Here is a 26,903-nt window from a genome sequence, read left to right as displayed (position 1 = left end):
TTTTAATGTAACATCAATTTCTTCAATTAATTTCTTGTCTTTGTCTTTATTGTCTATCATACAAACTCCTAACAGGATATATTTAAATGTAATTTAAATATATTATATATTTTTTACAAATTTATATAACATACATTATTTTTACCTTTTACAATAGTGTGCAAGCTTTAAAAGTAAAAAAACAAAGACTATTTTTTAGCCTTTGGTTTGTTTAATCACGCTTTTAAAGTTTTAACTTCTTTGATTGTAAGTGGTCTATATTTTCCTACAGGAATGTTTTCAACTGTAATTCCACCATATTCAACTCTTTTAAGATTGATAACTTCTTTATCAACTAATTTGAATAGTTCCTTAACGTGATGGTAAGTCCCTTGTGTTAAAACAACAAAGTAACTTTTTGATTCAATGTGAATAACTTGTTGGTTGGAAAATTTTTTGTTAATAATTACAGGTTTGTTTAATTTAGCTAATTCTTTTTTATCAAGCGGTTCATTTAATCTTGCTCTATAAACTCTTACAACTTCATATGATGGGTGCATTAATTTATTAGCTAAATCTCCATCATTTGTAAGAATAAGAACTCCGGTTGTATCAAAATCTAATCTACCTACAGGAAAAATTTTGTAAGGTGTATCAATTAAATCAGTAACTTTTGCTCTATTGAAATTATCTTTAAGCGTACATACAGTTTTTGGTGGTTTATTTAGAACAAAATAAACTTTTTGTTCTTCACCATTAATTGGTAATCCATCAACTAAAATTTCATCATTAAATGAAGCTTTATCACCTAATTTAGCTATATAACCATTAACAGAAATTCTTCCATCTAAAATCATTTGTTCAGCTTCTCTTCTTGAAGCAACTCCTGCTTTAGAGAGAATCTTTTGTAATCTTTCTTGCATTTGCATTAGTTACCTTCTTTCAAATCTATATCTAAAGGTGATTTACCACTTCTGTATTTGTTATATAAAGCAAGTTGCTTATCTGAAAAGACAACTCCTTTGTTAATGTTGTAATCATAAGCATCTTGAACCGCTTGTGAAAATCCTGCTTTTAAATCTTTTAAAGCTAGAGCTCTTACTTTTTGGATACCAGGATACTTTCTTCCTTGACAAATTTTGTCAGCTATATAAACTACAATATCAAGCGGCGTCATATTTTCTCTCATAGATGTGTGATACTTAACTGCATTTAAAATATCTTCATTTTTAATTCTCAAAGCGTGTTTAAGAATTAAGTAACCTGTGTATTGGTGCAGCATATGGTTTTCAAAACTATCTAATAATTCAGGTTCATTTTCTTTAATTATCTGCATTGAAACTTCGGCATCAATTTCCTTTGCAATGTCATGAACTAACCCTGCAAAATAAGCGTCTCTAGCAGATAGTCCGTGTGCTTTTGCAAGTGCAACTGCAAATTCAGCACAAGACATAGAGTGCTTTGCTCTAAGTGCTGTAAGTGTATTGAAAATAATTTGCTCTATATACAATCTGTGTTCTGCAATGTAATCTGCAACAACTTCTGGAACAAAGTTTAATTCACCTTTTTTATATAAAGTAGATGATTCAGGTCTAATTGGGTTATTTAAAATTAAAGCATTATATTTTTTTGCATAAATTTTATTGAAATTGTTACTTCTTTTGAAAACAACAATTTTTGCAAGCTTACAAATTTCATCAATATTTTTTCATTTATTAAGTGACATTAAGTTGTCTGAACCAATGAGCAAGAATAATTGGTCATTTTTGTATTTGTTTTTAAAGTATTTAAGTGTGTCAATTGTATAACTAACTCCACCACGTTTAACTTCAAAATCAGATACTTCGATTTTTTCTTCTCCATCTGTTGCTAATTGAATCATTTTAATCCTGTGCTCACCTGAAGCAGTTTTTTTAGTTGTCTTAAATGGTGATGAATATGCAGGAACAAAAATTAATTTATCTAAATTAAGTTCATTAATTGCATATTTAGCAATTTCTAAATGACCCTTATGAACTGGATCAAATGAACCACCAAAAATCCCTATTTTCATAATACCTACTTTCTGTATAAGCTACCTTGTAAGGTGAATTTGCTTTTTTCTTTGTTTACATTTTTAGTTACACCGATGTTTGCAAAGTTAATATTTAAGTTTTCATACTTTTTAATTTCAGTCGCTTCCTGGAATAATGGAACTGGTATGTAAATATCAAAAACATCTCTAAGACCTGATATTCTTACACCTATACCAATGTATTCTTTATCTCTGAAGTGTTTATCAAATAAATCAAAAGCAACTCTATGTAAATCTTCATATGTGTTGATATATTTGGAAATTTTATGTTGCTTTGTAAATCATTTTTTCTCTTTGGTTCTGATTAAAACAGAAACTACATTTCCAACTAAATTGTGTTTAATAGCTCTTCCTGAAACTTTTTTAATTAGATCATCAAAGTATTTGATTTTAATTTCTTCATCCATATAATAATCTTTAAAAGTAATTTCGTTCCCTAAACCTTGAAGTTGTTCTTCGTGATGTTGAATATTTTCATAATAATAAGGCTGTAAATTTTTAAGTATTGTTTCAGCATACTTACCAAATAATGTTTGCATTAGCAACATATTTGTAGATGCTTTATAAAGGTCACCGATTGTTTTTAGCCCCATTGATTCAAGTTTTGGAGCAGACCTTCAACCAATTCCGTGAAATTCACCAATTGGTAAGTGAAAGAATTGATCTTTGAAATTAGCTTCATTAGTAAATCCAATTCCAAATGGTTTTGAAATGTTAGTGGTCATCTTAGCTAAAAATTTGTTGTGAGATATACCGATTGTAATCGGAATATCAAAAACTCTTAAGATTTCTTGTTGGATTTGTCTAGCTAAAAACTTTGGTGAAACTTTTGTTTTATAAACTAAATTAGTTACATCTAAAAAACATTCATCAATTGAGGATATATGAATATTTTCAGTGTATTTTCTACCTAAAAAACCAAAAATGGAGTTAGATGTACTAATGCATAAATCCATATCAACATCAACGAACACTGTTTCAGGAACTAGTCTTCTAATTTCTTCTTTTTTCATTCCGACACGAACTAATTTTGTGTTTTTTAATTCGTAACTAATAGATACAGCTATTGCATGTGATTTACTTTTGCATATTGCAATTGGTTTTCCTTTGAGTAATGGATATTTTAATCTTGCTACTGATGCAAAGTAACTATCAAAGTCAATATGGAAAATAATTGGTTTTTTAGTTGTTGTTCTCATCTTGGTAAGCTTTTGTGATTAAAAGAGCACAATTAACTCTATTTAAGTGTGATTTAACATTATAGAAAACTCAAAGGTTTTCTAATTTTGTAATTTGCTCATCGCTTAATTGTTCTTGATTAACAAACTTTTCAAAAAGCGAAATAAGATTTGAGATTTCTTCTTTAGTTTTGTTTTTGATTAAACTTAAGAACATATCAGTTGAAGCAACAAAGATTGCACATCCAATTCCGTTAAAGTTTGCTTCTTTGATTTTGTCATTTTCTCATTGAATGTCTAATTGAACTTTGTCAGAACAAGTATTACTGTAATGGGTTTGAAATTTATCATCTAAAACTTTTTTGTTAACTGGCTTTTTATAATGCTCCATAATCATTTCACGAGCTTCATTTTGATTAAAACGCATAAAAGTCACCTCCATTTTTTAACTCTTCAATAAGTTTGTCAATATCTTCATATGAATTGTAAATTCCAAGTGAAATCCTTAAAAATGAATAATTATCTTGAATGTTTCTTAAATAAGGAGCGCAGAAAATTCCTGCTATTGTGTAAATTCCTTTTGAACCTAAGTAAGTAGCAACATCTTGAGGATTAATTCCCTTTACATTAATAAGTGCAATGTTGTCACCTGGTTTTGAGAAAACTTCAACATTGTCTAATGTAGCTAATTGATTGTGTAAGTAAGTTGATAAATCCTTAAGAATTTCTTGAGTTTTTTCATATCCGATTGAGTTGAAAAAATCAAGTGATTTATCAAACATAAAGAAGCCACTTAAATCAGGTGTTCCTGGTTCAAATCTTGAAATTGTCTTTTTAATAGTTCAATTATTATCTTTACCGATCGCATCAACTGAACCACCACCAAATTTAACTGGTCTAAATTGTGAAAGTAATGTATCTTTAATTGCTAAGACACCCATTCCTGTCGGTCCATAAAATTTATTTGTGCTGAATGCTATTGCATCAAAATCATTTAAGGAAGTTTTTTTATGACTAATAGCTTGTGCTGCATCAGCTAAAATTACAATATTTTTTTCTTTTGCTATCTTACAAATTGTATTAATATCTAACTGAATATTAAAGTTGTTAGTTTCGTTAGAAAATGAAATGAGTTTAGTTTTCTCATTAATATCACTTAAAATGTCATTTGAGATAACAACTTTTGAATTTGTTTTTTTAGCAATTTCTAATCAAGGAATAATGTTTGAAGAGTGATTGTATGAACTTAATAAAATTTCATCACCATCTTTTAGAATTTGCCTCATCATTTGGGCAAACATATTAATTGATTCAGTTGTTCCTGATGTGAATATAACTTCTGTTTCTTTTGCATTGATTAAATCAGCAACTTTTGAACGAACTCTTGAAATTGTTTGATTAACTTCACTACCGATTGGTGTATCTGCTGTACGTGATGAAATTGATTTATTACAATAAAAATCGACTAAAGCATCAACTGCAGTTTGGGGTTTTAAAACTAAGGCAGCTGAATCAAAATAAACAATAGACTTTAAGATTGGAAATTGTTCTCTAATTTCTTTATTTTTCATTAAAGCACCTTCTTTAGAATAGAACGTAAAACAGTGTTGTAATTTGGCAATTTTTGAAACTCATCTAAAAAGTCATAGTAGTATGTTCTTTTAACTTTATTAACTAAAAGATCAAACTCGTGTTTAGTTTCTTTTTTTGATAATGACTTATTGTTAACTAACTTAATTTGGTTATTTTCTAAATACTCAATATCAAAAGTCAAATTATCAATATTGTAATATTTAGCAATTAGTTGATAGAACATAAAATGATAAAAGTTGCTAATCATTTGTTTTTGAGTATCAGTTGCAGTTTCTTCAAATTCAATGTGACTTAAAAACTTATCAATAAGTTCATTAAGTGTATTTGAAGAAATACTCATTTCTTTTTTACTGTAAGCTGAATTATCTGCTTGCTTTTTTATTAACTTGTAGTTAGCAAACTGCTCAATTGTAAAATAAAATTGCTTGATAATCTTTTTTAGATGTGAGTTGTATGCAATTACAAATTTAAGATTGTTAATTTTGATTGATGACATTATTTTGCTTTATCCATTAACTGAATTAATTTGTAATAGTTTTCTAAAATACCATTAACAAACTTGTAGTAACTTTCTTCTTGTGTCACGTTTGATTGGTCTAATGCTGGTGGGAAAAACATTTTTGTAATTTCAACTGACTCATTGAAAACAATTTTAGGTTGATTATTGAACAACTCAAAAGCACCGTTTAAAATGATTGCTCTAACTACTGGAGAAAGTCTTTCTCAACTTCAGTCACTGTTTAAAAGTGATGATAAAGTCTTTCTTAAAAACTTGTAGTTAGATGCAATTAAACTTAATCTTTTTGTTTCTTCAATATCAATAAAATCAAATTCAGTAACTGCAGCAGGAACATCGATTGCTTCATTTAAAAGTTCGTATTTGTAAAGAACTTGAATAACATTTAATCTGATTTCTCTTCTTGATTTTTTATTGCTCATAAAATACTCCTTAAATATTTTTTTAATTATATTAAAAAAATGTTTTTGTGTATTTTGCTTTTAGTTCTATGGTGTAGAAAGTTTAAAAAATATCTAACTTTTAGTTAGATATATTTAACATTTTTTCTTGCTTCAATCTTGTTTTTGATTAATTCAAGAAGTGAGAATAAAGTAGATAAAATAAGTACATAAATCGGAATTGAAATTAAGGTTCTGAATATGATTGGTATCATAATGATTAGATAATTATTTCCTACTGTGTAATTACGTTTTAAGAATAAGTTTGCATAATTAATGAAGACATAAGGCCCATAAATTCATCTACACACAATCATAACAATCAGAACAATTCCAATAATCATAAATAAGTTTATGAAATAACTTGCAATTCTCTTATTTTGATCTTGTTTTGTGTATACATAAAGCATTATGAACAATAGAACAAAAGTTAGAATAAATGAAATTGCAATTATTATGTATAAAGTTGCATCTGTAAGAGCACCAACTCCAAAAATTTTACTGATTTTAAGACCTTCAATTAACTTAGTTTTTTTATTCTTAAAAAAGAATTTTGGATTATCTGAATTTGATACCAAAACCACTGTAAGGAAGGTAGAAAAGAGTGAAATAAGTATCATTACAAATGTCGCAATAACTGCTTTTATTGATTTTGTCTTATACATAAAAATGAATAGTTTTGCAATCAATACAACTGCAATTGGAACTATTGCATACATTCAATATCAAGATCAAACTCCACCATTAAATAATAGTGCAAAAAAGTCTGATGCAACTCCTAAAAGTGCTGCTTTATAAGTTGTGAAAAAGATTGCATAGATAATGTAAAACACATATTCAAAGTTTAATCCAGCTTTAGAAAGTCCTGTAAATTTAACAAGTGTTTGGACTATTAAAAATAATCCCATTGTTATGCCGGCAATTGACATTTCATAAACATCAAATTTAAATTCAACATTTTTGAATCTTGAAAACTTGTTTTCAGATTCTAAATTGATTAAATAAATTAATTCATCAACCTTTTCAATCGAATTTCTTTGCTTATCTGAAAGGTATAAAGTGTTTACAAAGAAAATTTTGTAAACAACATCAATAGGTGGTATTACTGCTGTTATATAAAGTAAATTAAAAAGATGCTTTTTATTACTTAATACAAAATGCATTCTCGGATTAAAAGTGTAATAACCATTTTTAACTTTTTTAGCCAGCTCACTAGCGTCGTAGAATGATTTGAGAGAATAAATAACTCAAATTATTGGGGCGAAAATTAGATATGTATATCATTGATTATTCTCCACTACATTTGATTTTCCACAAATTGCTAAAACAATAAATGTAATAATTATTAAAAAGGTTATTATTTGAGAAATTGATTTGATTATCATCTTTTTATTTAGGAAACTTCTAAATAAATCATTGATATATCAACGATTACCTTTATACTCCAATGTCTTCATGTATTTTTGTCTTCATGTATTTTTGTCTTCATGTATTTTTGTCTTCATGTATTTTTATATTATAAGTAATAAGCAAATTTTAGTAAGTAAAAAAGATAAAAAAACAACTCCCAAAAGGGAGTTGTCTTTCATAACAAAAAAACAAATGAGGTCAGCGATTTCTCGCTGATATGGAGCGAGTGAAGGGAATCGAACCCTCACAGTCAGCTTGGAAGGCTGAAGTTCTACCATTAAACTACACTCGCATTCGTTATTGGTGTAAATATTATAACACACAATTAATTTTTTATAACGAAATTTTTTAAATTTTTTATTTTCTCGCACAAAGCAAAGCAACATCTGGCGCGCCCGACAAGACTCGAACTCGTAACCTTTAGGGCCGTAACCTAACGCTCTGTCCAATTGAGCTACGGGCGCATTTATGGAGGCACCAACGGGATTCGAACCCGTAATCAAAGTTTTGCAGACTCATGCCTTGGCCGTTTGGCTATGGTGCCTTGTGCTAACTTATTATAGTATATTTTTTATACTATGAAAATTTTTTTATTAAATTTTTAAACAATTTAAAGTGTTATTTATAAATCTGATAAAAACATATATTTATTAAAAGTAAATATAGAAATAAATTGGTTTTATTAAGTTTTTTTTACTTACAAAAGCAAATAAAAACACCATAGTTTGCACTATAGTGTCCTAATATCTATATAAATTATTCTTCAACTACTTCAGCAACATCTTCATCAGAGTTATTTTGTGATGCTTGTTGTGTATTTTGAGCATTTTGTTGAGCTGATGCATTAGCAAAGTTTCTGATAACTTCTTCAACTTGATCTAATTTTGTTTTAAGAGCAGGAATGTCTTTTTTGTTAATTAATTCTTGTAATTCACTAATTAATTTTTCAGATTCTGCCTTAGCTTTTTCGTCTAATTTGTCACCTTGTTCTGCGTTAGCTTTCTTAATTTGGTCAATTAATGATTCAGCTCTAACGATTGTTTCAGCTTCTTCTTTACGTTTTTTGTCAGCTTCTTTGTTTAATTCAGCTTCTTTAATCATTCTTTCAATTTCTGCTTCCGATAGTTTTGAAGAGTTTTGAATTGTGATTGATTGTTCTTTATTTGTTTTAACGTCTTTAGCTTTAACTGTTGTAATACCGTTCACGTCAATTGAGAAGCTAACTTCGATTTGAGGAATTCCTCTAGGAGCTGGTTCGATACCTGAAAGGTTGAATTGTCCTAATAATTTGTTGTCTGAAGCCATTTCTCTTTCACCTTGAACAACTGTAATCGTAACTTCTGTTTGGTTATCTGCAGCTGTTGAGAAGATTTGTGATTTTGTAACTGGGATTGTTGTATTTCTTGGGATAAGTGGTGTAGCAATACCTCCAAGTGTTTCAATACCTAATGTTAATGGTGTAACATCAAGTAATAAAATGTCATCAATGTCTCCTGCTAAAACAGCACCTTGAATAGCAGCACCGATTGAAACAACTTCATCTGGGTTAATTGAACGGTTAGGTTCTTTACCTAATGTTCTTTTTACCATTTCTTGAACAGCTGGCATTCTTGTTGATCCACCAACTAATAATACTTCGTGTAAGTCGTTAGCTGTAATTCCGGCTTCTTTTAAAGCATCTTCAATAGGTTTTCTTGTTCTATCTAATAAGTTAGCTGTCATAGCTTCAAATTCGCTACGTTTTAATTCTAATTCAACGTTTAACGGTCCGTTTGGTGTGATTGCTAAGAATGGTAAGTTAATAGCAGCTGTTGATTGGTTTGATAAGTCAATCTTTGCTTTTTCAGCTGTTTCTTTTAATCTTGACATAGCCATTTTGTCGCTTCTTACATCAAAATCGTATTTTGATTTAATTTGTGAAATCATTCATTCAACAATAGCGTGATCTCAGTCATCTCCACCTAAGTGGTTGTCTCCTGAAGTTGATAAAACTTCAAATGTTCCGTTTTCTAATTCAAGAACAGAAACATCAAATGTTCCTCCTCCTAAGTCATAAACAAGAACTTTCATTGATTTATCAGTTTTTTCTAAACCGAATGCAAGTGCAGCTGCAGTAGGTTCATTGATAATTCTAAGAACATCTAATCCAGCAATTTTACCTGCGATTTTTGTAGCTTCACGTTGAGCATTGTCAAAGTAAGCTGGAACTGTAATAACAGCTTTAGTTACTTTTTTACCTAATTTAGCTTCTGCATAATCTTTCATATATTGTAAGATCATTGCTGAAATTTCTTCAGGTTTGTAATCTTTTCCATTTAGTTTAACTGTTTTATCTGTTCCCATTAATCTTTTAATAGAAACAACTGTGTTTGGGTTTGTTTCAACTTGTCTTTTAGCAGCGTCCCCAACAATAATTTCATCTCCTTTAAATGCAACTACTGATGGAGTTGTTCTTTTCCCATTAGGGTTTTCTAAAACAACAGGTTGTTTATTTTCAATAACAGTAACAACAGAGTTCGTTGTACCTAAGTCAATTCCTAATACTATTTCTTTAGCCATATTTAATCTCCTTTTGCAATAAAATGTTTTTTCGTCCTCTTTTTAATTGAGTATATTATAACAGAAATTTAGCAAAACAATAATTTATTTGCTAAATTTTTTTATTTTATTTTTGAGATAACAACTGATGCAGGTTTAACTACTCTATCACCAATTTTTAAACCATATCTAACTACTCTTATAATAGAATTGTCAGTTTTATTATTATCATGTTCGATTTGAACAACTTCTTGAGTGTGAGCATCAAATTCAGAACCTACAATTGGGTCAATTAATTGAGCACCATTTTCGTTAAATAGATTTTCAAATTGTTTTGCAACAATCGAAAATCCAAAGCAGTAGTTTTTAACAACTTCATTATCTGAATTTAAACCAGCATTCATAGCACCCATATAATTGTTATATGGCTCCATAAATTCTTCTAAAAACTTAGATAATGCATATTTTTTGTTTTCTAAAACTTCTTGTTTTTTTGCTTCATTAGTTTTTGTAACTAATTCTTCATATTTTTGCTTGAAGTTTCCGTCTAATTCTTGAAGTTTTAATTTGTATGTATATTGATCTAATTGAATTTTGCTTTCTAATTCTTTAACTTTTGCATTTAAAGAATCAATTTGTGAAGATAATTGAATTTTTTCTGCATTAAGTTTTTCAATTTCTGCAGCTAATAATTCTTTCTCTTTATCATCAGCTTTTGGTTCTTCTTTTTTAATGTGTGAAATCTGAAGTTTTATGTCTTTTAAATTAACATAAGCTTTTTTACCACGGAAGTCTTTAAAAATGTAATCACTTGGAAACACTAATTTAATAGTTAATTTTTTATTAAATTTTTGACCAATTAAATATTTGTCAAAATCAGGTAAGTATTCATTTTTACCAACTGTGATTGTTTTTTTACCTTTAAATTCAATAATTTCTTTCGAATCTAAGAAAAGCTCAAATTCAGCAGTAATTTTATTACCCTCAAAAATCTTTCCCTTTGTTAAATAATTATTCATTTTTCTCCTCTTTTGCTCCTAATTTTTACAGCAAGATTATTTTTTCTTATTGCTTAAAATTCTTTCCAACATTGCAAGCGCAGTCTTCATATCATCATATTTTGAAGTAGTAGCACCTACTATAGCAATTTCAGTGATTTGATTATGATTGCTAATTTTCTTAGACATATATGTTCCTGAATTATCAATTTGAATCCTTATGTTTTCCTCATCTTCAATTTGAGATTCAATACTTTCTCAAATTGAGTGATTTTCAATCAACTCAATCATTTTTGAAAGGTCTTCTCTTTGAATATTTTGGCTCAAGATAATGTTATTTTTTCCATAAACATTATTTTTATTTCTTGTTCTAGTCTTGAAGTTACCAAAAACATTTCTAACAAATGAGTTGATAAGCTCTTGATATTTTTGAACTGCTTCTTTTAAAATAGGTTCTAAAATTGCAACAGTTTCAGGAATTTCACAAAGTGGTTTATCAACTAATCTTTCTTTGAAAATTCTTACTGCTGTTTTAACATCAGTCATTTTAAATTCGTTATTTTCAATATTTAAAATTCTTGAAAATACATCACCATTTGATGTAACTAATACAATTGTTGCTTTTGTAGGTGACAATACAACTAAGTCAATACTTTTAAGAAGTGTTTGATCATCGATATTATTAGTTGTAATCATTGTATAACCTGACATATCAGCAATAATTTGAGCCGCTTTTTCTACTGTATTATCAATATCAACTTTTTTGTTTGCTAATATAGCTTCAATTTTGTTTTCAAATTCAGATGTCTGTGGTTTAGCAAGATATTTAGCATAATAATTAAGACCTAATAAAGTAGGAATTCTTCCACTTGTTCCTGACTCTTTTATAAGGTAACCTAACTCTTCAAGCTCACCTAAAATGTATCTCATTTTAGCACTTGAAAAATCTAATTCAGGATGTACCTTACTATATTTTTCAACTAAATACGCACTACTTACAGCGTTTCCTGTTTCAATGTAAGCTTGAACTGTAGATCTTAAAACTGGTTCGTGTTTTGGTTTTAATCTTGTGTAATATGAAGTTTCTTTTTTTGTTTCCATAGAAAATATTTTAGCATAAGTTAGCAAAAAACAAAGCTAATTGCTAAAATTATTTACAAGAGGAATTCTTCTTTATTTTAATAAAGAATTCTTTTGCTAAATTAACAATTAACTTTGTTTTTTAATTACATAATAGATAGCATTATCACTAAAATCTAATGCATTTTTGGTTTCTTTTCCTAAACTATCTCTATGTGCATATTTATAAATTTGTTTAATTCCAGCTTCATTTAAAAGCGACATAATCTCATTAAAATCATAATAAGATAAAACACCTTTTTGCCCTTCTTGATAGTAGACAAAGTCACCTTTATCTCAGTTAGAAATATTTTTAAACTTAATTTCTTTTTCTTGCTGCCTAATTAATTTTTCTCTATTAATATCACCTTTAGCTTCGTGAGCACTAAAAACTATGTATCCATTAGGTTTTAGTGCAGTATAAGCATTTTTTAATGCATTAATTTTATTAATTCTATAAGGAATGCACATTAGTGAATTGAATGTGAAGATCATAAAATCATATTGCTTTTGATATTTATAATTTGATAAATCAACTTCATAAAAATTCACATTTATGTTTGTTTTGTTTGAATAATTTTGAGTTAAATATTCTTTAGCTTTTTTAATTGAATTTTTACTAATATCATATCCATCAAGGTTTAAAAATCCTAAATCAAGTGCTCCAAATATAAAACGTCCAGTACCTGTTCCTAAATCTGCAATGTTTGCAGTTTTAGGAATATTTAGGTTTTTTAGCCAATATTTTTCAGCATTTAAAATACCAACATTTTCAATAGCTTCAAAATAATGTCTCAGTGAACTATCAGTATCATAAACTGAAGTTAACTCATTAACAGACATAGTAATAGTTTGTGAATTTTTCATAAAGCAATTATATTAAAAGTTAGATTATCACACTCAATTTTTAGACTAATTCATAAGCTGTATAAAGATAAAAAACTAATATTTAATTTACAAAATTAAATAAATACACTTTTTTAAAAAAAGTATAATATATAAGCAATTTATAAATAGCTTTATAAATTATCAAAAGTTTAGTTTAGATATAGAAAGGAAGCAAAATTATGAAAAAAGTTGCTATTAACGGATTTGGAAGAATCGGAAGATTATTCTTACGTAGATTATTACAAACAAACTCAAAAGATATGCAAGTTGTTGCTGTTAACGACTTAACAGATCCAGCTACATTAGCTCACTTATTAAAATACGATACAGCATACCACACATTACCAGTTGATGTTGAAGTTAAAGAAGGTGCTATTGTTGTTAATGGAAATGAAATTAAAGTTTTATCAGAAAGAGACCCTGAAAACTTACCTTGAGCAGAATTAGGAATTGACCTTGTTGTTGAATCAACAGGATTCTTCACAAAACGTGAAGGTGCAGAAAAACACTTAAAAGCAGGTGCTAAAAAAGTTGTTGTTTCAGCTCCATCAGATAAAGATGTTAAAACAATCGTTTACAACGTAAACCACAACATCTTAACAAGCGAAGACAAATTAATCTCAGCTGCTTCATGTACAACAAACTGTTTGGCTCCAGTTGTTAAAGTTTTAGTTGACAACTTCGGAATTAAAAGCGGTTTCATGACAACAGTTCACGCTTACACAGCTGACCAAAGATTACAAGATGCTCCTCACAAAGACTTAAGAAGAGCACGTGCAGCAGCACAAAACATTGTTCCTACATCTACAGGAGCAGCAAAAGCTATCGGATTAGTAGTTCCAGAAGCTACAGGTGTTTTAAGTGGGTCAGCTCTTAGAGTTCCTACAATTACAGGTTCAGTAGTAGACTTAACAGTTGTTTTAGACAAACAACCAACAGTTGAAGAATTAAATGCAGCTGTTAAAGCAGCAGCAAGTGAAACATTATTATATACAGAAGCTCCATTAGTATCTTCAGATATCATTGGTGCTACATATGGTTCAATCTTTGACGCTCAATTAACAGACGTTTTAGAAACAGAAAATGGAAGACTTTACAAAGTTATTTCATGATATGACAACGAAATGTCATACGTTTCACAATTGGTTAGAACAGTAGAACACTTCGCTAAATTATAATAATCAATGACACAGCTAAACAGCTGTGTTTTTTGTTACTCATCTCAAAAACTTAATATAATTAATAATATATTAATCATATTAAGGAAAAAATATGCCTTTTACATTAATCGCAATTTCTATAATTCAAGTTATCTTAGGTTGATTTGTTATTTTCGAAAAATCTGGTCTTTTATTCTACAAATCACTTCTAAAATTAACTAATGCAAAAATTGAACAACTTAAAATTTGAAATAAACAAAACAAAGTGGTAAACATAAAATACCTTGAAGGTAAAGATTATCTATTGAAAACTATCCAAAACAAGGTTATTATTCCTGCAATAGTTTTATTTTTGATTCACGTAGCTTTATATGTTGTTTTATTTTTAGAACTATTTTTACTACCTGGTAATGATCGTTTTAATGAAACATATAAAATATTATTCCCGATAGTTGTTATACCAATTAGTTATTTACAATTCTTTTCATTGTTTATTATTCCTTACTTTTTTGCATTCAAGAAAAGGTTAAATGACCAATTCAAAAAAGCTAAGAAAGTTAGATTTAGTCCTAATGCAGAAATGTTTGAAGGGGTTGAATTAACTGAACCACAAATGTCTGACATAAACTTATTCAAATTTAATGACAAAAACCCTAGATTAATTATTTGAAAACCTATTGTGTTCTATGGTAAAGTTGAATCATTTAGTTCAATTTTCCCTATTAATATAGTTTCAAGAAAAATGAAAAACAGAGCTGACATCGAAAAATTAGCATACTTCTTATTAAACTTCGATTCAATTGGAGATTGGCTCAAATCAGAAGATAAGCAAGTTTATGTTAAAGTATATAGAGCATTATTTGAAACTCAAAATTTCTTATAAATTAAACTATAAAACTACTTTTAAAGCTTACTCACTAGCTTAAAAGTAGTTTTTCTTATTATCAAGTTAACTGAAAATACTTTTTATTTTCTTTAAGTTCATAAGTTGTAAAAAATAATATAATATTGAAATATTATATTATTAGGAGGGTTGAATGATATATGACGAGTTTGTCAACGTAGGTAAATATGATTATGGCAATAGTAGTTTAAGTAAAGCAATGAATTTAATTAATTCATATGATTTTGATAATTTACCATATGGTGTAACTAATATTGATGAAAATATTAGAATAGTTAAACTTAATTACACACCATTTTATAACCATTTATTTGGTGAAATTCATAATAGCACTATTGATATTCATATTAATTTACTTGATACAAAAGAAGTTGTTTATTATGATTTAAATCCAAATAATGTAAACAATGAAATTTTGAATGAAAATAAAGATAATGATGTTAAATTCGTTCAAATGAATTCATACGATAATAAATTAATGTTAAACAAAAATGAGTTTGTTCTTTTCTTTGAAAACGAAACACATATGTTTGATTTATTAGACAAAAATAGCCCAAAAGACAAGATAATAATTAAAATTAAAACAAATAATTAATTAGGAGAAATTTATGTACTCAATTAAAAAAATATTATTAAGACCTGAGTTTTTTGACGGTTGAACTGATGTAACTATTAAAGGGTGAGTTTCATCAAACAGAGGAAACAAAAAAATTCGTTTCATTGAAGTAAACGATGGTTCAACTATTTCAAACTTGCAAGTTGTATTCAAAGGCGAAGCTTTTGATTTTGACTTATTAGACCAAACTAAACCTGGTTCAGCAATCATTATTAAAGGTTCATTGCATGCAACACCAAATGCGCCTCAACCAATTGAATTAGTAGCTACAGAAGTTACAGTAAAAAAAGTTGATGAAGATTATCCGATTCAAAACCAAGAAATAAACCTTGAAACATTAAGAGAAATTCCACACTTAAGACACAGAACAAACTTAATTAAAGCAATTATGCTTGTTAGATCAACATTAGCTCATGAAATTCACAAGTACTTCATTTCAAAAGAATTCTTCTTAATGGCTTCTCCAATTATTACAAGTAACGATGGAGAGGGAGCTGGAGAAACTTTTATAGTTTCAGATAACGAATCAAAAGATCCATTCTTTGGAAAATCTAAGAAAGCTACATTAGGTGTTACTGGACAATTACACGGTGAAAGTTACGCAGTTGGGATGAACAAAATTTATACTTTTGCACCTACATTTAGAGCAGAAAACTCAAACACAAAAAGACACTTAGCAGAATTCTGAATGATTGAACCTGAAATTGCATTCTACAACTTATTTGATGTTATTCATTTAGCAGACGATATGCTTAAAGTTGTTGTAAGAAACACATTAGCTAAAAACAAAACTGAAATTGAATATTTAGATAAAGTAACAAACAATGGTTTAATCGAAAGATTAGAACACTTTGTTGAAACACCTTTAAAAATCATCGATTATAAAGAAGCAATCGAAGAACTTAAAAAAGTTGCAGATACTTTCGAAAACAAGGAAATTTACTTTGGTTTAGATTTAGCTTCAGAACACGAAAAATACTTAACAGATAAACTTTATAAAGCACCTGTTGCAGTAATTAACTTCCCTAAAGATTTCAAAGCATTCTATATGAAACAAAATGAAGATAATAAAACAGTTGCTGCATTTGACTTATTAGTACCTGGTGTAGGAGAAATGATTGGTGGTTCTGAACGTGAATCTGATTATGATAAATTAGTTACACGTGTAAAAGAATTAGGCATTGACCAAGAAGACTTACAATGATACTTAGACTTACGTAGATTTGGGCATATGTTAACTTCAGGATTTGGAATTGGATTTGAAAGATTAGTTATGTATGTCACTGGTACAGAAAACATTAGAGAAACAATTCCATACCCTAGATCAAACGGAAGCATCAAAATGTAATTTAAACACTCTTTATGAGTGTTTTTATTTTAAAAAAGACGTGTAAATAATATAATAATTAAATAAAGGAGTTTAATGAAATTAATATTTAACGATTTGCCAATTGGAGCTCAATTACTCATCTTAGCCATATTTTTTGCAATTTTAATTGTAATACTAACTTTTGCACATTCTTTCATTCAAAAAACTGTAAGATTAACAAATTCATATAAACAAGTGCAAATTCAAAAATGAAGTGAAGAAAATAAAGTTGTCAATAAAAAGTATTTAGATGGAGCTAAAAAGATTTTTAAATATATCACTATACCATTTGTTATGCTTTCTGCTTGAATTTTTGTTTCACTTGTCTTTTCTATTATGGATATAGTATATTCAGCTAGAGAATTAAGTATTAATGATTCACTCGATACATCTGTTTTATATACATTAATAATAGCATGCAGCTGCATAATAATCACATTAATGTTCGTTTTTCATATTGTTATGTATTCTATACAATATGCAAAATTTGTTAAATTACTTAAACAAATTAAAAATAGCAAAATACAATGAAAAGAAAATGCAAAACTATTCACTAAAGCATATGACAATAATGGAAGCTCAACTGAATTTGAACTTAAAAAAATTGGTGCAAATAGTGACTTCAATAAATTTATGAATAATGGTGTTATAGGATTAGCTATTAATGGTGTAAGAGAGTTGTTTGCTCCTAAATTATGAAAATGAAACAAAGCAACCTACAGCGATATTACATACTTTGTATTCAATTTTGAAGATATCGAAGAATTTTTAGTTAATGAAAATGATTCATATGTTAGAGCTTGAAAAGAATTAAATCAAAAGTAAATGAAAATCAACTAGATAGAAAATTCTAGTTGATTTTTTAATTAATAAAACTTTTTAATTAATTGGTAAAGTGATTCTACAACATTTGTATCATCGACATGCATTAAGTCAACATTTACATATTGAGTGTCAAATAATGCAAAGTATAGAACCTTACCCTCTTTAAATCATTTAGGTAATATTGCGTTTTTATATAATTTTGTGAAATTTGGAAGTCTATATGAGAGTGTTGTCGCTCTGTTTTTGATTATTAATTTGTCTAATTTCATTTTTTTAGGAAATTCTTTAGTTGAAATTTTTGAATAGAAATAATCTGCAAGATTTTTATGTTCTTCTGTTATATCAATAATTTCTCAACCTCTCATTGTTTTATGTCATACACGAGCTACTACAATGAAGTTTTTAAATAATAAATATGAGAAGTATCCATTCATTAAGATTAAAGCAATGATAATAAGTAAGTTTGTTATTCTAGTAATGCCTTTGTCAGTATTTGTTCCTAAAAAATCTTTTAAAAAATATGCTGATGCAAGACAAATTGCAAATACATTAAAAATAAATTGCAGCGAAATTAAAATAATTAACATAATGTAATGAAAGTTTCAATATTTATTCATTCTTTCATCAATTTTGTAAGAATTAAAGAATTTTTCATTATTTTGAAAATGTACAGCATTCATTTTTGCATGATTAATGAAGTTTCCATAAGCAATAGCAATAGATGCAAATAGCAATAGTCCTGTACTACTAAACGCAACTGCTAATCAAAAAAATACACTTGACATAAGACTCCTTTTAGTTTATTGATATTTATTTTAATAATTTTACATTATTAAAATTAAAATAAAAATAACTAGATTAATCTAGCTATTTTTCAAATTTATATAATCATTATATTAATGGAATTTCAGCTTTGAATGAATCTCCAATTTTGTTGTTTTTAAAACTTGTAGGATCAAAGATATTTGCATCATAGATAATTACAACTTGTTCTTTTTGTGAGTCATATTTAGCTCATTTACTATCTTGAGGATATACTGCCTCTTCTCTGTCTTGAACAATCATTTTTCAATTTGAACCATCTTTATTTAACTCATCTAATATAGCTTGAACTTTATCTGCCCTGTCGTAGTTAATTTCGGTTAAACCAACTATGTCAAATCCTAATGCTTTAATAATTTTTGAGATTGCTATATATTTGAAATCTCTGGTACTTAGGAATGTTTCATAATCATCAGATGTTCCATAGTTTAACACATTTCAGTGAGCTATACGAAGTGCATTAGCATCTTTTCTATGTAAATCTATAGAATGGTTTGAATGTGGTAAAGTAACATTATTTTTAACTTTAACATCAGTTCACACAGGAGCATGATCTGATAATCTAGCTCTAATTGGTTCTTTAGGCTCATTACTTGTGTAGTAATTTAAGTTCATATCTCCAGGTGTAAGCACATTGTTTCTAAATGAACTTCAAATATCAAATTTAAATGCTAATTCAGGTGTATTAACTTGTGTCAATGTTTCTAAATGTTGTTTATTCTTGTTCTTAAAGAACATTTTATCATATGGTTGTGAATATACACCATTTGTTCTACCCAATGAAGTGTAGTGAGTCTTATTGTCAGCTTCACCTAAATTAGTAATTGTAAATTTATAGCTTTCTGGATAAAGATTTTGAATACTGAAGAAATCAGCACTAATGTTTGTATCACCACCAAAAATAACAAAACTATTATCTTGTGAAATTGATTCAAAATGTCTTGCTACATTTGGTAATCCTAAAAATTCAGAAACTTCTTGAGCACCTGCTGATTTTGGTTTACCATTTGCTGTTTCAATATTGAAGTAGTTTGTATTTATTGATTGTTCATTTTTGGCATTTTTAGCAACACCTGGTGAGTCTAAGTGAGCGAAAATTGTTGTGAAGTATATGTTGTCATTTTTGAGTTTAAATTGTGCTCCAAAAGGTGGTCTAACATATACTGTTCTTTTTTCGCTATTAATAATGTATCCTTCAGGCTCTTCTGGATTAACAGGTTCTGGTTGAGTTTCAGAACCAGGTTGAGGGTTGCGATTCTCATTTCCTGGATTAGGATTGTTTGGTTGTGGATTTCTTGGTTCTACAGGAGGATTTTGAGTACCTGGGTTATTTGGTGGAGTAGTTGGTTGTTCTGGAGTTGTAGTTGTTTCTTCTCCAAATAAGAAGACTTGTTCTCCACCTTTGCTGTGTAGTTTATCTCAGAAACGAAGAGTAACCTTTTTATCCTTTTTGTTAAATCTACATCTAATTTTCTTTGTTCTTAATCTTTTATTGTTAGCATCGGTTTCATTTCTGTATAAGTCGTGTTTTCTTCTATCGAATCTAAAGACAAATTCTTTAACAGTTCCTTTTTTAACAAAAACATTACCATCATCATCTAATGTTAAATCAAATTCAACTTCTTTTGTGTTGTTTTGATCTAATGATTCTACATAGTTTGTTAATGTTTCTTTTGTATTATCTAAAGAAACTGAAACACTGAGAGGTTGAACTGATAATGATGGTGTAGGTTGTTCTGGATTAGATGGGTTTTGTCCATCAACTGGAGTTGCTGGTTTATCTGATTCTGTTGAATTGCATGAAACAGCAACAGTGGCGACTGTTGGTATTGAAATAAGTGAAGTTAAAAGTAATTTAAATTTAGTTTGCATATTGTGCCTCCTTAACTTAATTTAATATGAACTTTACATATTTTTAATTGTAATAAATTTACGAAATTTGTTAAGGTTAAATTCAAATTTAATTAATTTTTTTCACATTTTGTGAAAATTAAAAAAGCAAAACCTTTTTAAGATTTTGCCTTTGTTTTTCAACTTTTTTGAATTCTTATTTAATATTTGCATATGGAAGATACTCAGCTGATACTGTGTATCCTGTTGGTAATGAAGTTTGAATTTGACTATTAATGTATTCAACTGATAAGTTTGAAATATCTTTTCTTGAACCAATACTGTTAACTAATTTCTTAGTTGCATTTTCCCCTTCACCTTCATTTACATATTCATTGCTTGTGTAATAGAATTCTGTGTAAAGTTTAAATACATCTAAGAAGTATCATTCACCTGTTTTTCTATTTTGGAATTCTAATCAGTAACTATTTTCAAGTTCTGGTGAATTTCCACGAATTACTTGGATGTTTGTGATACCTAATGTAAATCCAATTTTTGCAAATAATTCTGCAAATGATTGAACGTTTGTACCAACTTTAGCTTTTCCTTGTAATAACTTTTTGAATGATTGTTCATAACCTTCTTGTAAAGTTACATCTATTGTTGCTTCTAAGTTTGTTGCTCTTCTAGGTAACTTGTATTGATGAGTCATAATTGCATCAATTTCTTTATCAATAACTTTAGTTTCTTCATTTTCAACACCATTATTTGCTTTTAATAAAGCAATTTTTTGAAGCTCAATTTCTTTTAATCTTGCAATATCTCTCATCATTTGGTCATAAATTGGTTGACAGTGATCAAGAAACGCTTGGAATACTTCTCTATCTTTAGCTTTAGTTGTTGATGCTTCTAATTTCATTCTAGCATTTTGGTATTGTCCTTGTAATGATGTGAAGTACCCGTATGCTGTAAGAGGTTCTGTACCAAATCAAGCTAAATATTTGTGTGTTTGGAAGAATTTAAGTGGGTCAGCACTAAATTCAGATGCCTCTTCAGGTGTAAGAGCTGTTTGATTGAACTCTGTAATATTATGAGATGTTATCTTATTAATGTTATCAATTGAAATTTGTTTAAAGATTTTGAAATCATCTGATGGTTCATTTGTATCTGGGTTTAATCCATCAATGAAGTATAAAGGTGAAAACCCTCCTCCAACTCCCATTAATGATTGAGTCATAATGTTTCCATCTTTATCTCTTTTAATTGTGAATGATTGTGATTTTTGTATTAATAAGTTAACAATATTAGAAACCATATCACGTTCTTTAGAAATTGTTGAATCATAATCAAAGTTTAACAATGAACCTTGAATTGTTTTAAAGAATGATTGGAAAAGTGATGAAGAAATACCTGAATTAGTTTTGTTAACTACTGAGAAATTGATTGTGTAACTTCTATCAGCTGCATTTTGTTTAAGAATTCTGCTATTTGAATCTCTTGTTTCATCTTCAATAATTGCATCCATAAATGGAGAATTTTTAAAGTAAATTTTAAGAGCTTCTTTAACATCTTCTAATGAAATGAATTTAGCAGGATCTTCGTTGAAGAAAACAACTTTCATTAATGAATCAATTTTTGAAATGATTGCAATTTGTTTTTCTGAGTAACCTGCATCTTCTAACTGTTTAGCAGTTAATTTTTGAATTGCAACTTTTTCGAAATCTTCAACTTTTTCAGTAGGGTGTTTTGTATTTGTATCTTTTGAAGCGTAATAGTCATTAATTAATGTTGCAACGCTACCAACTAATGTACGTGCCTTATCTTTTGCATCATTATTTGCGTCTTTTAATGTTTCTGAAAATACTTTTTCATCTACTGAAATTGATTTGTGGTTTTCGCTAATTGTATATAACTTATCAGCAACAATTTTTACATCATCGTTTTTAATATCGAATGAATTTTTGAATAAGAAATCTCAGTATGTGAATGTATAAGTCATAACATTACTGTTATCAAGTTCTTTAAAGAATTGAATTAAACCAGGTTTTTGTTCTCATTCTTTGAATTTAGCTATAACATCAGCATCTTTACTTCTCTCTTGTGTTCTTTTTACAAATGAGTTATTGACATCATAGTTTTTAGCAAATTTTACAGTAACATCATCTTCATATAAACATGAGACTGCTGTAAGTGGCATTGTTACAACTGCAGCTGTTCCTAGTAAAAATGGGAAAGCTTTTTTAGAGAATAATTTTTTCATAAATAACTATCCTAGCATTTCAGAATATCTTCAAGATTTAATTCCAGCATATGTTATGACTGAACCCATCAAGAATAATAAGCATGAAAATGCTAAACCTCCTATTGAATAAGCTTTTGTGTATTGATATGATTGTAAAATTTTAGCATCTAAGGTAGTTTTTTTAATATCAAGTAATGATTGAACATTATTAATTAAAATTGATAAACCAATAATTGCAACTAATGCAACCACTGTTAATATTGCTCAAATAACAACTTTTGTTCTAACGTTTTTCATATACTATCCTTTAATTGTTGAACCTTGTCTACTGATTGATGCCATAATACGTTTTCTAAAGATTAAGAAGAATAAGAACACAGGAATAATTGAAAGAAGTGATGCAGCTAATTTGACGTTTTGCATTGTGTTTGCTCCTGATTCTGGATCACTTGGGTCAAATCCGGCTTTGAATAATCACACTGACATAACTTGTAAGTCTTGACCACCAATTGTAGAAATAAGAGCTGGTCATAAGTATGAGTTTCATGAAGCAAGAGATGTAAGGATAACGATTGTTAATGTTGTTGGCATAACCATTGGGAATGCAACTTTGAATAAGTATTTCATTCCTCCAGCACCATCAACAAGTGAAACTTCTTTAATTCTTCCAGGGATTGCTTCGAAAGCATTTTTATACATAACTGTATTGAAAATACTTGCTGTGAATGGGAACGCAACTGCTAATAAGAATGTAATGTAAGTTTTGTAAAGTTTTGTTTTAAGAACAATTAAGTATTGTCCTGATAATAAGGCAACTTCTGGTAACACAAGTAAGGCAAGGGCAATAAATCACACAAGTCCTTTTCCACGTCAGTTTCTTAATGAGAATGCATATCCCATTAAGAATGTAACAAAGACCTTAAGTACAACTGAAATAATAACGTTGAGGGTTGTGAATACAAAGGCCTTACCATAACCTGTTGAGAATGCTCTCTTATAAGTGTTAGCTACAACTTCAGATCATGAAGCAATAACAAGGTGCCCTTCTATGTATGTTTTTCCTTCTGCAAATGAAGGTAAAAATTTAAATTGTTGTTTTAATGATTGAGATTCACCATCGTTCATTAATGAAATTGAGATCATGTAGAAGAATGGGAATAGGATAATAACTCCAAATAATGCAAGTAAGAATAATTTTAATGCTGATGAGGTAAGAACTTTTGAAAATGAAGTCTCTTTAACTTGACTAGCTGACTTCTCTTGATTTTTGCGCAATTTCTTTTGCATCATGCGCTTGTGTATTCATAACTTTAACTCAAACATTTCTTTCTCCTAAGTTATTTAATGTTAACTGCATCAAGAAGAATCCTCCACGGATCATTGATGAGAATATTACCCCGATCACGAATAGCGAGATACTTGCTGCTCCGGCTAAACGTCTGTCTCCTGTAGATGTAGCGTAGTACACGAACATCATAAGAGATGAACCCCCGTTGTTTAAAGCGTTATTTGGTTTGTTTTCAAATAATGCTAATGGGAATACTTTAAGACCACCAATAATTCCTAATGTAATTAAAAAGTTAATTGTACTTTTAATTGATGGTAATGTAATTGCGAAAAATTGTTTAACTTCACCTGTTCCATCGATTGATGCTGAACGGTATAAGTTTTTATCAACACCCAACATAGCTGTTGTGAAGATTAAGATATTGAAAGCAAGACCACTTCAAATACCATTAATAATCATAGCTACAAGAGCGTTGAATGTGTAAGGATCACCTGTTGTTAATCATGGAATATTTTTTCCGATTAATTGGTTAACAAGTCCATATGTACTGAATAATTGAATGAATGCTAAAGAAACAGCAACAGCATTTGTAACATAAGGCATGAAGAATACTGTTTGTCAAAATCCTCTAGCTCACTTTCTGTAAAGCTTAGCAATAACTGATGATACTACTAAGGCAATCATCATAACAAATGGAAGAACAAATAAACCATAAATAAATGAGTTTCTAACCCCAACAGCAAAGTATTGGTTTGTGAAAACACTTGCATAGTTTTGTCCTGTTAATGATCCTGTTTCTGTTGTTAATGATTCATAAATATTAATGAATAAAGGTGTAATTGTGAATAATGATAACAATATAACACCTGGTAATAAGAATAACATCGGAATTCAGAACGGTGTTTTCTTATCTAAAATTGTGTGTGATAAAGTAGATTTTCTTTTTGCTTGTTTTTTTGTAGATCAATTAAACAAGAAAGGAAAATTTTCTTGTATAAAACTATGAAACTTATTTCTTGATATCATATTCTATTCTCTCTTCAGATAAAGCATCAAAAATGTGTAATTTCTTCAATGGTACATCGAAGTAAATTTCATCATTTTTAGCAAATGAGTAGTTGTTGTCTAATAAGAAGTTAATTCTTCCTACTCCTTCAACTAAAACAACTAATTTACTTTCTTTTCCGAAGTTTTCTACCACTACTACTTTACCTTTGAACATAGAACCTTGTTCTTTTGATTTAATAATGAAATCTTCTGAACGAACACCAATGTTTAATGTGATGTTGTCTTTATTGTCATGAAGTTTGATTTCTGGAAGTTTTACGTCAGCCATTGTAACTACACCATCTTTAACTTCTGATTTGAATAATCCCATTTCTGGCATACCAAGGAATCTTGCAACGAATTGGTTTCTTGGTTTTGAGTAAAGTTCCATTGGTGTACCCATTTGTTGAACTCTAGCAGTTGACATACATACAATAATGTCTGAAATAGACATAGCTTCCTCTTGGTCGTGTGTAACGAAAACTGTTGTAATACCTAATGATTGTTGGATTTCTCTAATTCATTGACGAGTTGAGATACGTAATTTAGCATCTAAGTTTGAAAGTGGCTCGTCCATTAAAAGAATTTGAGGTTTTTTAACAATAGCACGTGCAATAGAAACACGTTGTTGTTGACCTCCTGATAAACGAGTAGGTTTCTTTTGTAAGATGTGAACAATTTCTACACGTTTAGCAACTTCCATAACTTCGTTGTGAATAGCTTTTTTAAGACTGATAACCTTCTTAGATAATTCTCTAATTTGTTCTCTGTCTTCATCTGATAATAAAGCAAAACCAATAGTTTTTCTTTCTCTTTTCATTGCTTCTTTAACAGAATATTTGTCTTCAAGTTCTTCAACAATTCTGTAGAAATGTTCTTCAGCTACTTTTGGTAATCTCTTTTCATCAGAAACTAACCCTAAGTATTCTTCATCTTCTTTAATTGTTTTGTTGTATTCTGCTTTAGCATCTAAGTATGCAGCTTTTTTTTCAGCTTTTTCTACTTGGTATCTAGCAATGATTTCTTTTTGTTTTAATAAGAATTTGTAACGAGTTAATAATTTAATAGCTTTTTGTTCTAATTTAATAATTGCTATTCTGTCTTTTAAGACTAATTCACTTAAATCAAGTTGAACTAACTCAGCTGTGAAATCTTGTAAACTATTAATTCTTTCTTGATACTCTTCTTCTGATTTTGGTTTTGAGAATTTAAGAATGCTCTTGTCATATGAAGCTAAGAATTCTGATTGTTTTAATTCATTTTCATTAATTAACCCATTAGCTTTATCATGAGCGAACTTGTATTTAATGTCTTGGATTTTTGTCGCTGAATCTTGTTTTGTTTTTTTGTTAGTTTTAATAACATTCTTTGTTAATGCTGAAATTTCTGCATTTTCGTGAACTACTGAAACTGAATAATCAGTATGTGCTTTTTCAAGTTTGTTACTGATTCTTGAGTATGCTTCACTAACTTGACGTGAAATTTCAGTTTTAACTAATTTATAGTTTTTGAATGCTTTATTTAAGTGTTCAATTTCTGCTTCAGAAGCTCCTAATTTTCTTAAGTAAATAGAACGAATTCCATTTTTAGCTTCTTCTTTTTCTAAATAAAATTTTCTTTGTCATTCTGAGTCATTTCTTAATGGGAATGCAATATTGTGGTAAACACTCATGTGTGGGTATAAAGCATAGTTTTGGAAAACAAACCCGATTTTTCTGTTTTGAGGTGTGAAGTCAGTAACATCTTTACCTCTGAAAAGAATTTTTCCTGATGTAACTGTTAATAAACCTGCAATAGCATTAAGAGTTGTTGTTTTACCTGAACCAGATGGACCAAGTAATGTAACTAATTTTCCTTCTGGAATTCTAAAACTAACATTATCAACAGCTAATGTTTCACCGAAGTCAATGTTTAAGTTTTTTAATTCAATAGCAGGAATAGAATCAACATCAGTTGCTTCTAATTCTGAAACATATTGATTAATTTTACGAATATCTGCTTCGTGAGCTGATGAAAATGTTGTATTTTCTTTTTGTTTCATTTTATCCTTTCTTAATAAGAAAATT

At 28.7% G+C, this 26,903-nt stretch carries 24 protein-coding genes and 3 tRNA genes; 5 read left to right on the top strand and 22 right to left on the bottom strand.

What is annotated here, in order from left to right:
• Positions 1 to 188: 188 nt before the first annotated feature.
• The 15 genes from VBM89_RS00710 to VBM89_RS00640 all read right to left on the bottom strand — a co-directional run bounded on the left by VBM89_RS00710 (position 189) and on the right by VBM89_RS00640 (position 12,713).
• A complete protein-coding gene (locus tag VBM89_RS00710; protein WP_323188425.1) occupies positions 189 to 908 on the bottom strand; it encodes a pseudouridine synthase in 720 nt (239 codons plus the stop codon).
• Positions 908 to 2,032 carry a nicotinate-nucleotide adenylyltransferase gene (locus VBM89_RS00705; RefSeq protein ID WP_323188424.1) on the bottom strand — a complete coding sequence of 375 codons (1,125 nt, stop codon included), beginning with the start codon at positions 2,030 to 2,032 and terminating at the stop codon, positions 908 to 910. The genes VBM89_RS00710 and VBM89_RS00705 overlap by 1 nt, the downstream gene beginning before the upstream one ends.
• A gap of 5 nt (positions 2,033 to 2,037) precedes the next feature.
• Positions 2,038 to 3,252 carry a DNA polymerase IV gene (locus VBM89_RS00700; protein ID WP_323188423.1) on the bottom strand — a complete coding sequence of 405 codons (1,215 nt, stop codon included), beginning with the start codon at positions 3,250 to 3,252 and terminating at the stop codon, positions 2,038 to 2,040.
• Complete coding sequence (gene sufU / locus VBM89_RS00695) at positions 3,236 to 3,658, bottom strand: Fe-S cluster assembly sulfur transfer protein SufU (RefSeq protein WP_323188422.1); 423 nt, start codon at positions 3,656 to 3,658, stop codon at positions 3,236 to 3,238. Before sufU ends, VBM89_RS00700 begins: the two co-directional genes overlap by 17 nt.
• Positions 3,648 to 4,802 (bottom strand): aminotransferase class V-fold PLP-dependent enzyme, encoded by a 1,155-nt coding sequence (locus VBM89_RS00690; RefSeq protein ID WP_323188421.1) that lies wholly within the window; start codon positions 4,800 to 4,802, stop codon positions 3,648 to 3,650. Before VBM89_RS00690 ends, sufU begins: the two co-directional genes overlap by 11 nt.
• Positions 4,802 to 5,320 carry a hypothetical protein gene (locus VBM89_RS00685; RefSeq protein ID WP_323188420.1) on the bottom strand — a complete coding sequence of 173 codons (519 nt, stop codon included), beginning with the start codon at positions 5,318 to 5,320 and terminating at the stop codon, positions 4,802 to 4,804. The genes VBM89_RS00690 and VBM89_RS00685 overlap by 1 nt, the downstream gene beginning before the upstream one ends.
• Entirely contained in the window at positions 5,320 to 5,763 is a 444-nt protein-coding gene (locus VBM89_RS00680; protein ID WP_257088813.1) for a transcription antitermination protein NusB, read from the bottom strand. Before VBM89_RS00680 ends, VBM89_RS00685 begins: the two co-directional genes overlap by 1 nt.
• A gap of 104 nt (positions 5,764 to 5,867) precedes the next feature.
• Positions 5,868 to 7,286 carry a hypothetical protein gene (locus VBM89_RS00675; RefSeq protein ID WP_323188419.1) on the bottom strand — a complete coding sequence of 473 codons (1,419 nt, stop codon included), beginning with the start codon at positions 7,284 to 7,286 and terminating at the stop codon, positions 5,868 to 5,870.
• 123 nt (positions 7,287 to 7,409) lie between these two features.
• Positions 7,410 to 7,483 (bottom strand) — tRNA-Gly (locus VBM89_RS00670).
• A gap of 95 nt (positions 7,484 to 7,578) precedes the next feature.
• A tRNA-Arg gene (locus VBM89_RS00665) sits at positions 7,579 to 7,655 on the bottom strand.
• A 5-nt stretch (positions 7,656 to 7,660) separates the two neighbouring features.
• Positions 7,661 to 7,735 (bottom strand) — tRNA-Cys (locus VBM89_RS00660).
• Positions 7,736 to 7,947: 212 nt separating this feature from the next.
• Positions 7,948 to 9,750, bottom strand: a complete 1,803-nt coding sequence (gene dnaK / locus VBM89_RS00655) for a molecular chaperone DnaK (protein WP_257088817.1) — start codon at positions 9,748 to 9,750, stop codon at positions 7,948 to 7,950.
• A gap of 101 nt (positions 9,751 to 9,851) precedes the next feature.
• A complete protein-coding gene (gene grpE / locus VBM89_RS00650) occupies positions 9,852 to 10,748 on the bottom strand; it encodes a nucleotide exchange factor GrpE (protein WP_323188418.1) in 897 nt (298 codons plus the stop codon).
• 36 nt (positions 10,749 to 10,784) lie between these two features.
• Complete coding sequence (locus VBM89_RS00645) at positions 10,785 to 11,828, bottom strand: heat-inducible transcriptional repressor HrcA (RefSeq protein WP_323188417.1); 1,044 nt, start codon at positions 11,826 to 11,828, stop codon at positions 10,785 to 10,787.
• Between the two features lie 108 nt (positions 11,829 to 11,936).
• Entirely contained in the window at positions 11,937 to 12,713 is a 777-nt protein-coding gene (locus VBM89_RS00640) for a class I SAM-dependent methyltransferase (protein ID WP_323188416.1), read from the bottom strand.
• A 197-nt stretch (positions 12,714 to 12,910) separates the two neighbouring features.
• Here VBM89_RS00640 and gap point away from each other — a divergent pair, with 197 nt between their 5' ends.
• From gap to VBM89_RS00615, 5 genes are all read left to right on the top strand, one after another.
• The gene (gene gap / locus VBM89_RS00635) at positions 12,911 to 13,912 is read left to right on the top strand and encodes a type I glyceraldehyde-3-phosphate dehydrogenase (protein WP_323188493.1); all 1,002 of its coding nucleotides are present in this window, start codon (positions 12,911 to 12,913) and stop codon (positions 13,910 to 13,912) included.
• Between the two features lie 94 nt (positions 13,913 to 14,006).
• Entirely contained in the window at positions 14,007 to 14,777 is a 771-nt protein-coding gene (locus VBM89_RS00630) for a hypothetical protein (protein ID WP_323188415.1), read from the top strand.
• A 154-nt stretch (positions 14,778 to 14,931) separates the two neighbouring features.
• Positions 14,932 to 15,393 carry a YhcH/YjgK/YiaL family protein gene (locus VBM89_RS00625; protein ID WP_323188414.1) on the top strand — a complete coding sequence of 154 codons (462 nt, stop codon included), beginning with the start codon at positions 14,932 to 14,934 and terminating at the stop codon, positions 15,391 to 15,393.
• Positions 15,394 to 15,406: 13 nt separating this feature from the next.
• Entirely contained in the window at positions 15,407 to 16,762 is a 1,356-nt protein-coding gene (gene asnS, locus VBM89_RS00620; protein ID WP_323188413.1) for an asparagine--tRNA ligase, read from the top strand.
• A gap of 75 nt (positions 16,763 to 16,837) precedes the next feature.
• Positions 16,838 to 17,608 (top strand): hypothetical protein, encoded by a 771-nt coding sequence (locus tag VBM89_RS00615; RefSeq protein WP_323188412.1) that lies wholly within the window; start codon positions 16,838 to 16,840, stop codon positions 17,606 to 17,608.
• A 41-nt stretch (positions 17,609 to 17,649) separates the two neighbouring features.
• Here VBM89_RS00615 and VBM89_RS00610 read toward each other — a convergent pair whose 3' ends face one another.
• The 7 genes from VBM89_RS00610 to VBM89_RS00580 form a co-directional block, all read right to left on the bottom strand.
• On the bottom strand, positions 17,650 to 18,393 hold the full coding sequence (locus VBM89_RS00610; protein WP_323188411.1) for a hypothetical protein: 744 nt from the start codon (positions 18,391 to 18,393) through the stop codon (positions 17,650 to 17,652).
• 106 nt (positions 18,394 to 18,499) lie between these two features.
• Complete coding sequence (locus tag VBM89_RS00605; RefSeq protein ID WP_323188410.1) at positions 18,500 to 20,302, bottom strand: hypothetical protein; 1,803 nt, start codon at positions 20,300 to 20,302, stop codon at positions 18,500 to 18,502.
• A gap of 175 nt (positions 20,303 to 20,477) precedes the next feature.
• The gene (locus VBM89_RS00600; protein WP_323188409.1) at positions 20,478 to 22,520 is read right to left on the bottom strand and encodes a hypothetical protein; all 2,043 of its coding nucleotides are present in this window, start codon (positions 22,518 to 22,520) and stop codon (positions 20,478 to 20,480) included.
• 6 nt (positions 22,521 to 22,526) lie between these two features.
• Positions 22,527 to 22,799: a hypothetical protein gene (locus VBM89_RS00595; protein WP_257088842.1), complete on the bottom strand. Its 273-nt coding sequence runs from the start codon at positions 22,797 to 22,799 to the stop codon at positions 22,527 to 22,529.
• A gap of 3 nt (positions 22,800 to 22,802) precedes the next feature.
• Positions 22,803 to 23,792 (bottom strand): carbohydrate ABC transporter permease, encoded by a 990-nt coding sequence (locus VBM89_RS00590; protein ID WP_323188408.1) that lies wholly within the window; start codon positions 23,790 to 23,792, stop codon positions 22,803 to 22,805.
• Positions 23,749 to 24,816, bottom strand: a complete 1,068-nt coding sequence (locus VBM89_RS00585; protein ID WP_323188407.1) for a sugar ABC transporter permease — start codon at positions 24,814 to 24,816, stop codon at positions 23,749 to 23,751. The genes VBM89_RS00590 and VBM89_RS00585 overlap by 44 nt, the downstream gene beginning before the upstream one ends.
• Positions 24,800 to 26,878 carry an ATP-binding cassette domain-containing protein gene (locus tag VBM89_RS00580; protein ID WP_323188406.1) on the bottom strand — a complete coding sequence of 693 codons (2,079 nt, stop codon included), beginning with the start codon at positions 26,876 to 26,878 and terminating at the stop codon, positions 24,800 to 24,802. The genes VBM89_RS00585 and VBM89_RS00580 overlap by 17 nt, the downstream gene beginning before the upstream one ends.
• Positions 26,879 to 26,903: the final 25 nt, after the last annotated feature.

Origin of the sequence: Mycoplasma sp. 1199, assembly GCF_034863365.1 — a bacterium.
GTDB lineage: Bacteria > Bacillota_I > Bacilli_A > Mycoplasmatales > Metamycoplasmataceae > Mycoplasmopsis.
This window is presented reverse-complemented; position numbering and strand designations above follow the sequence as displayed.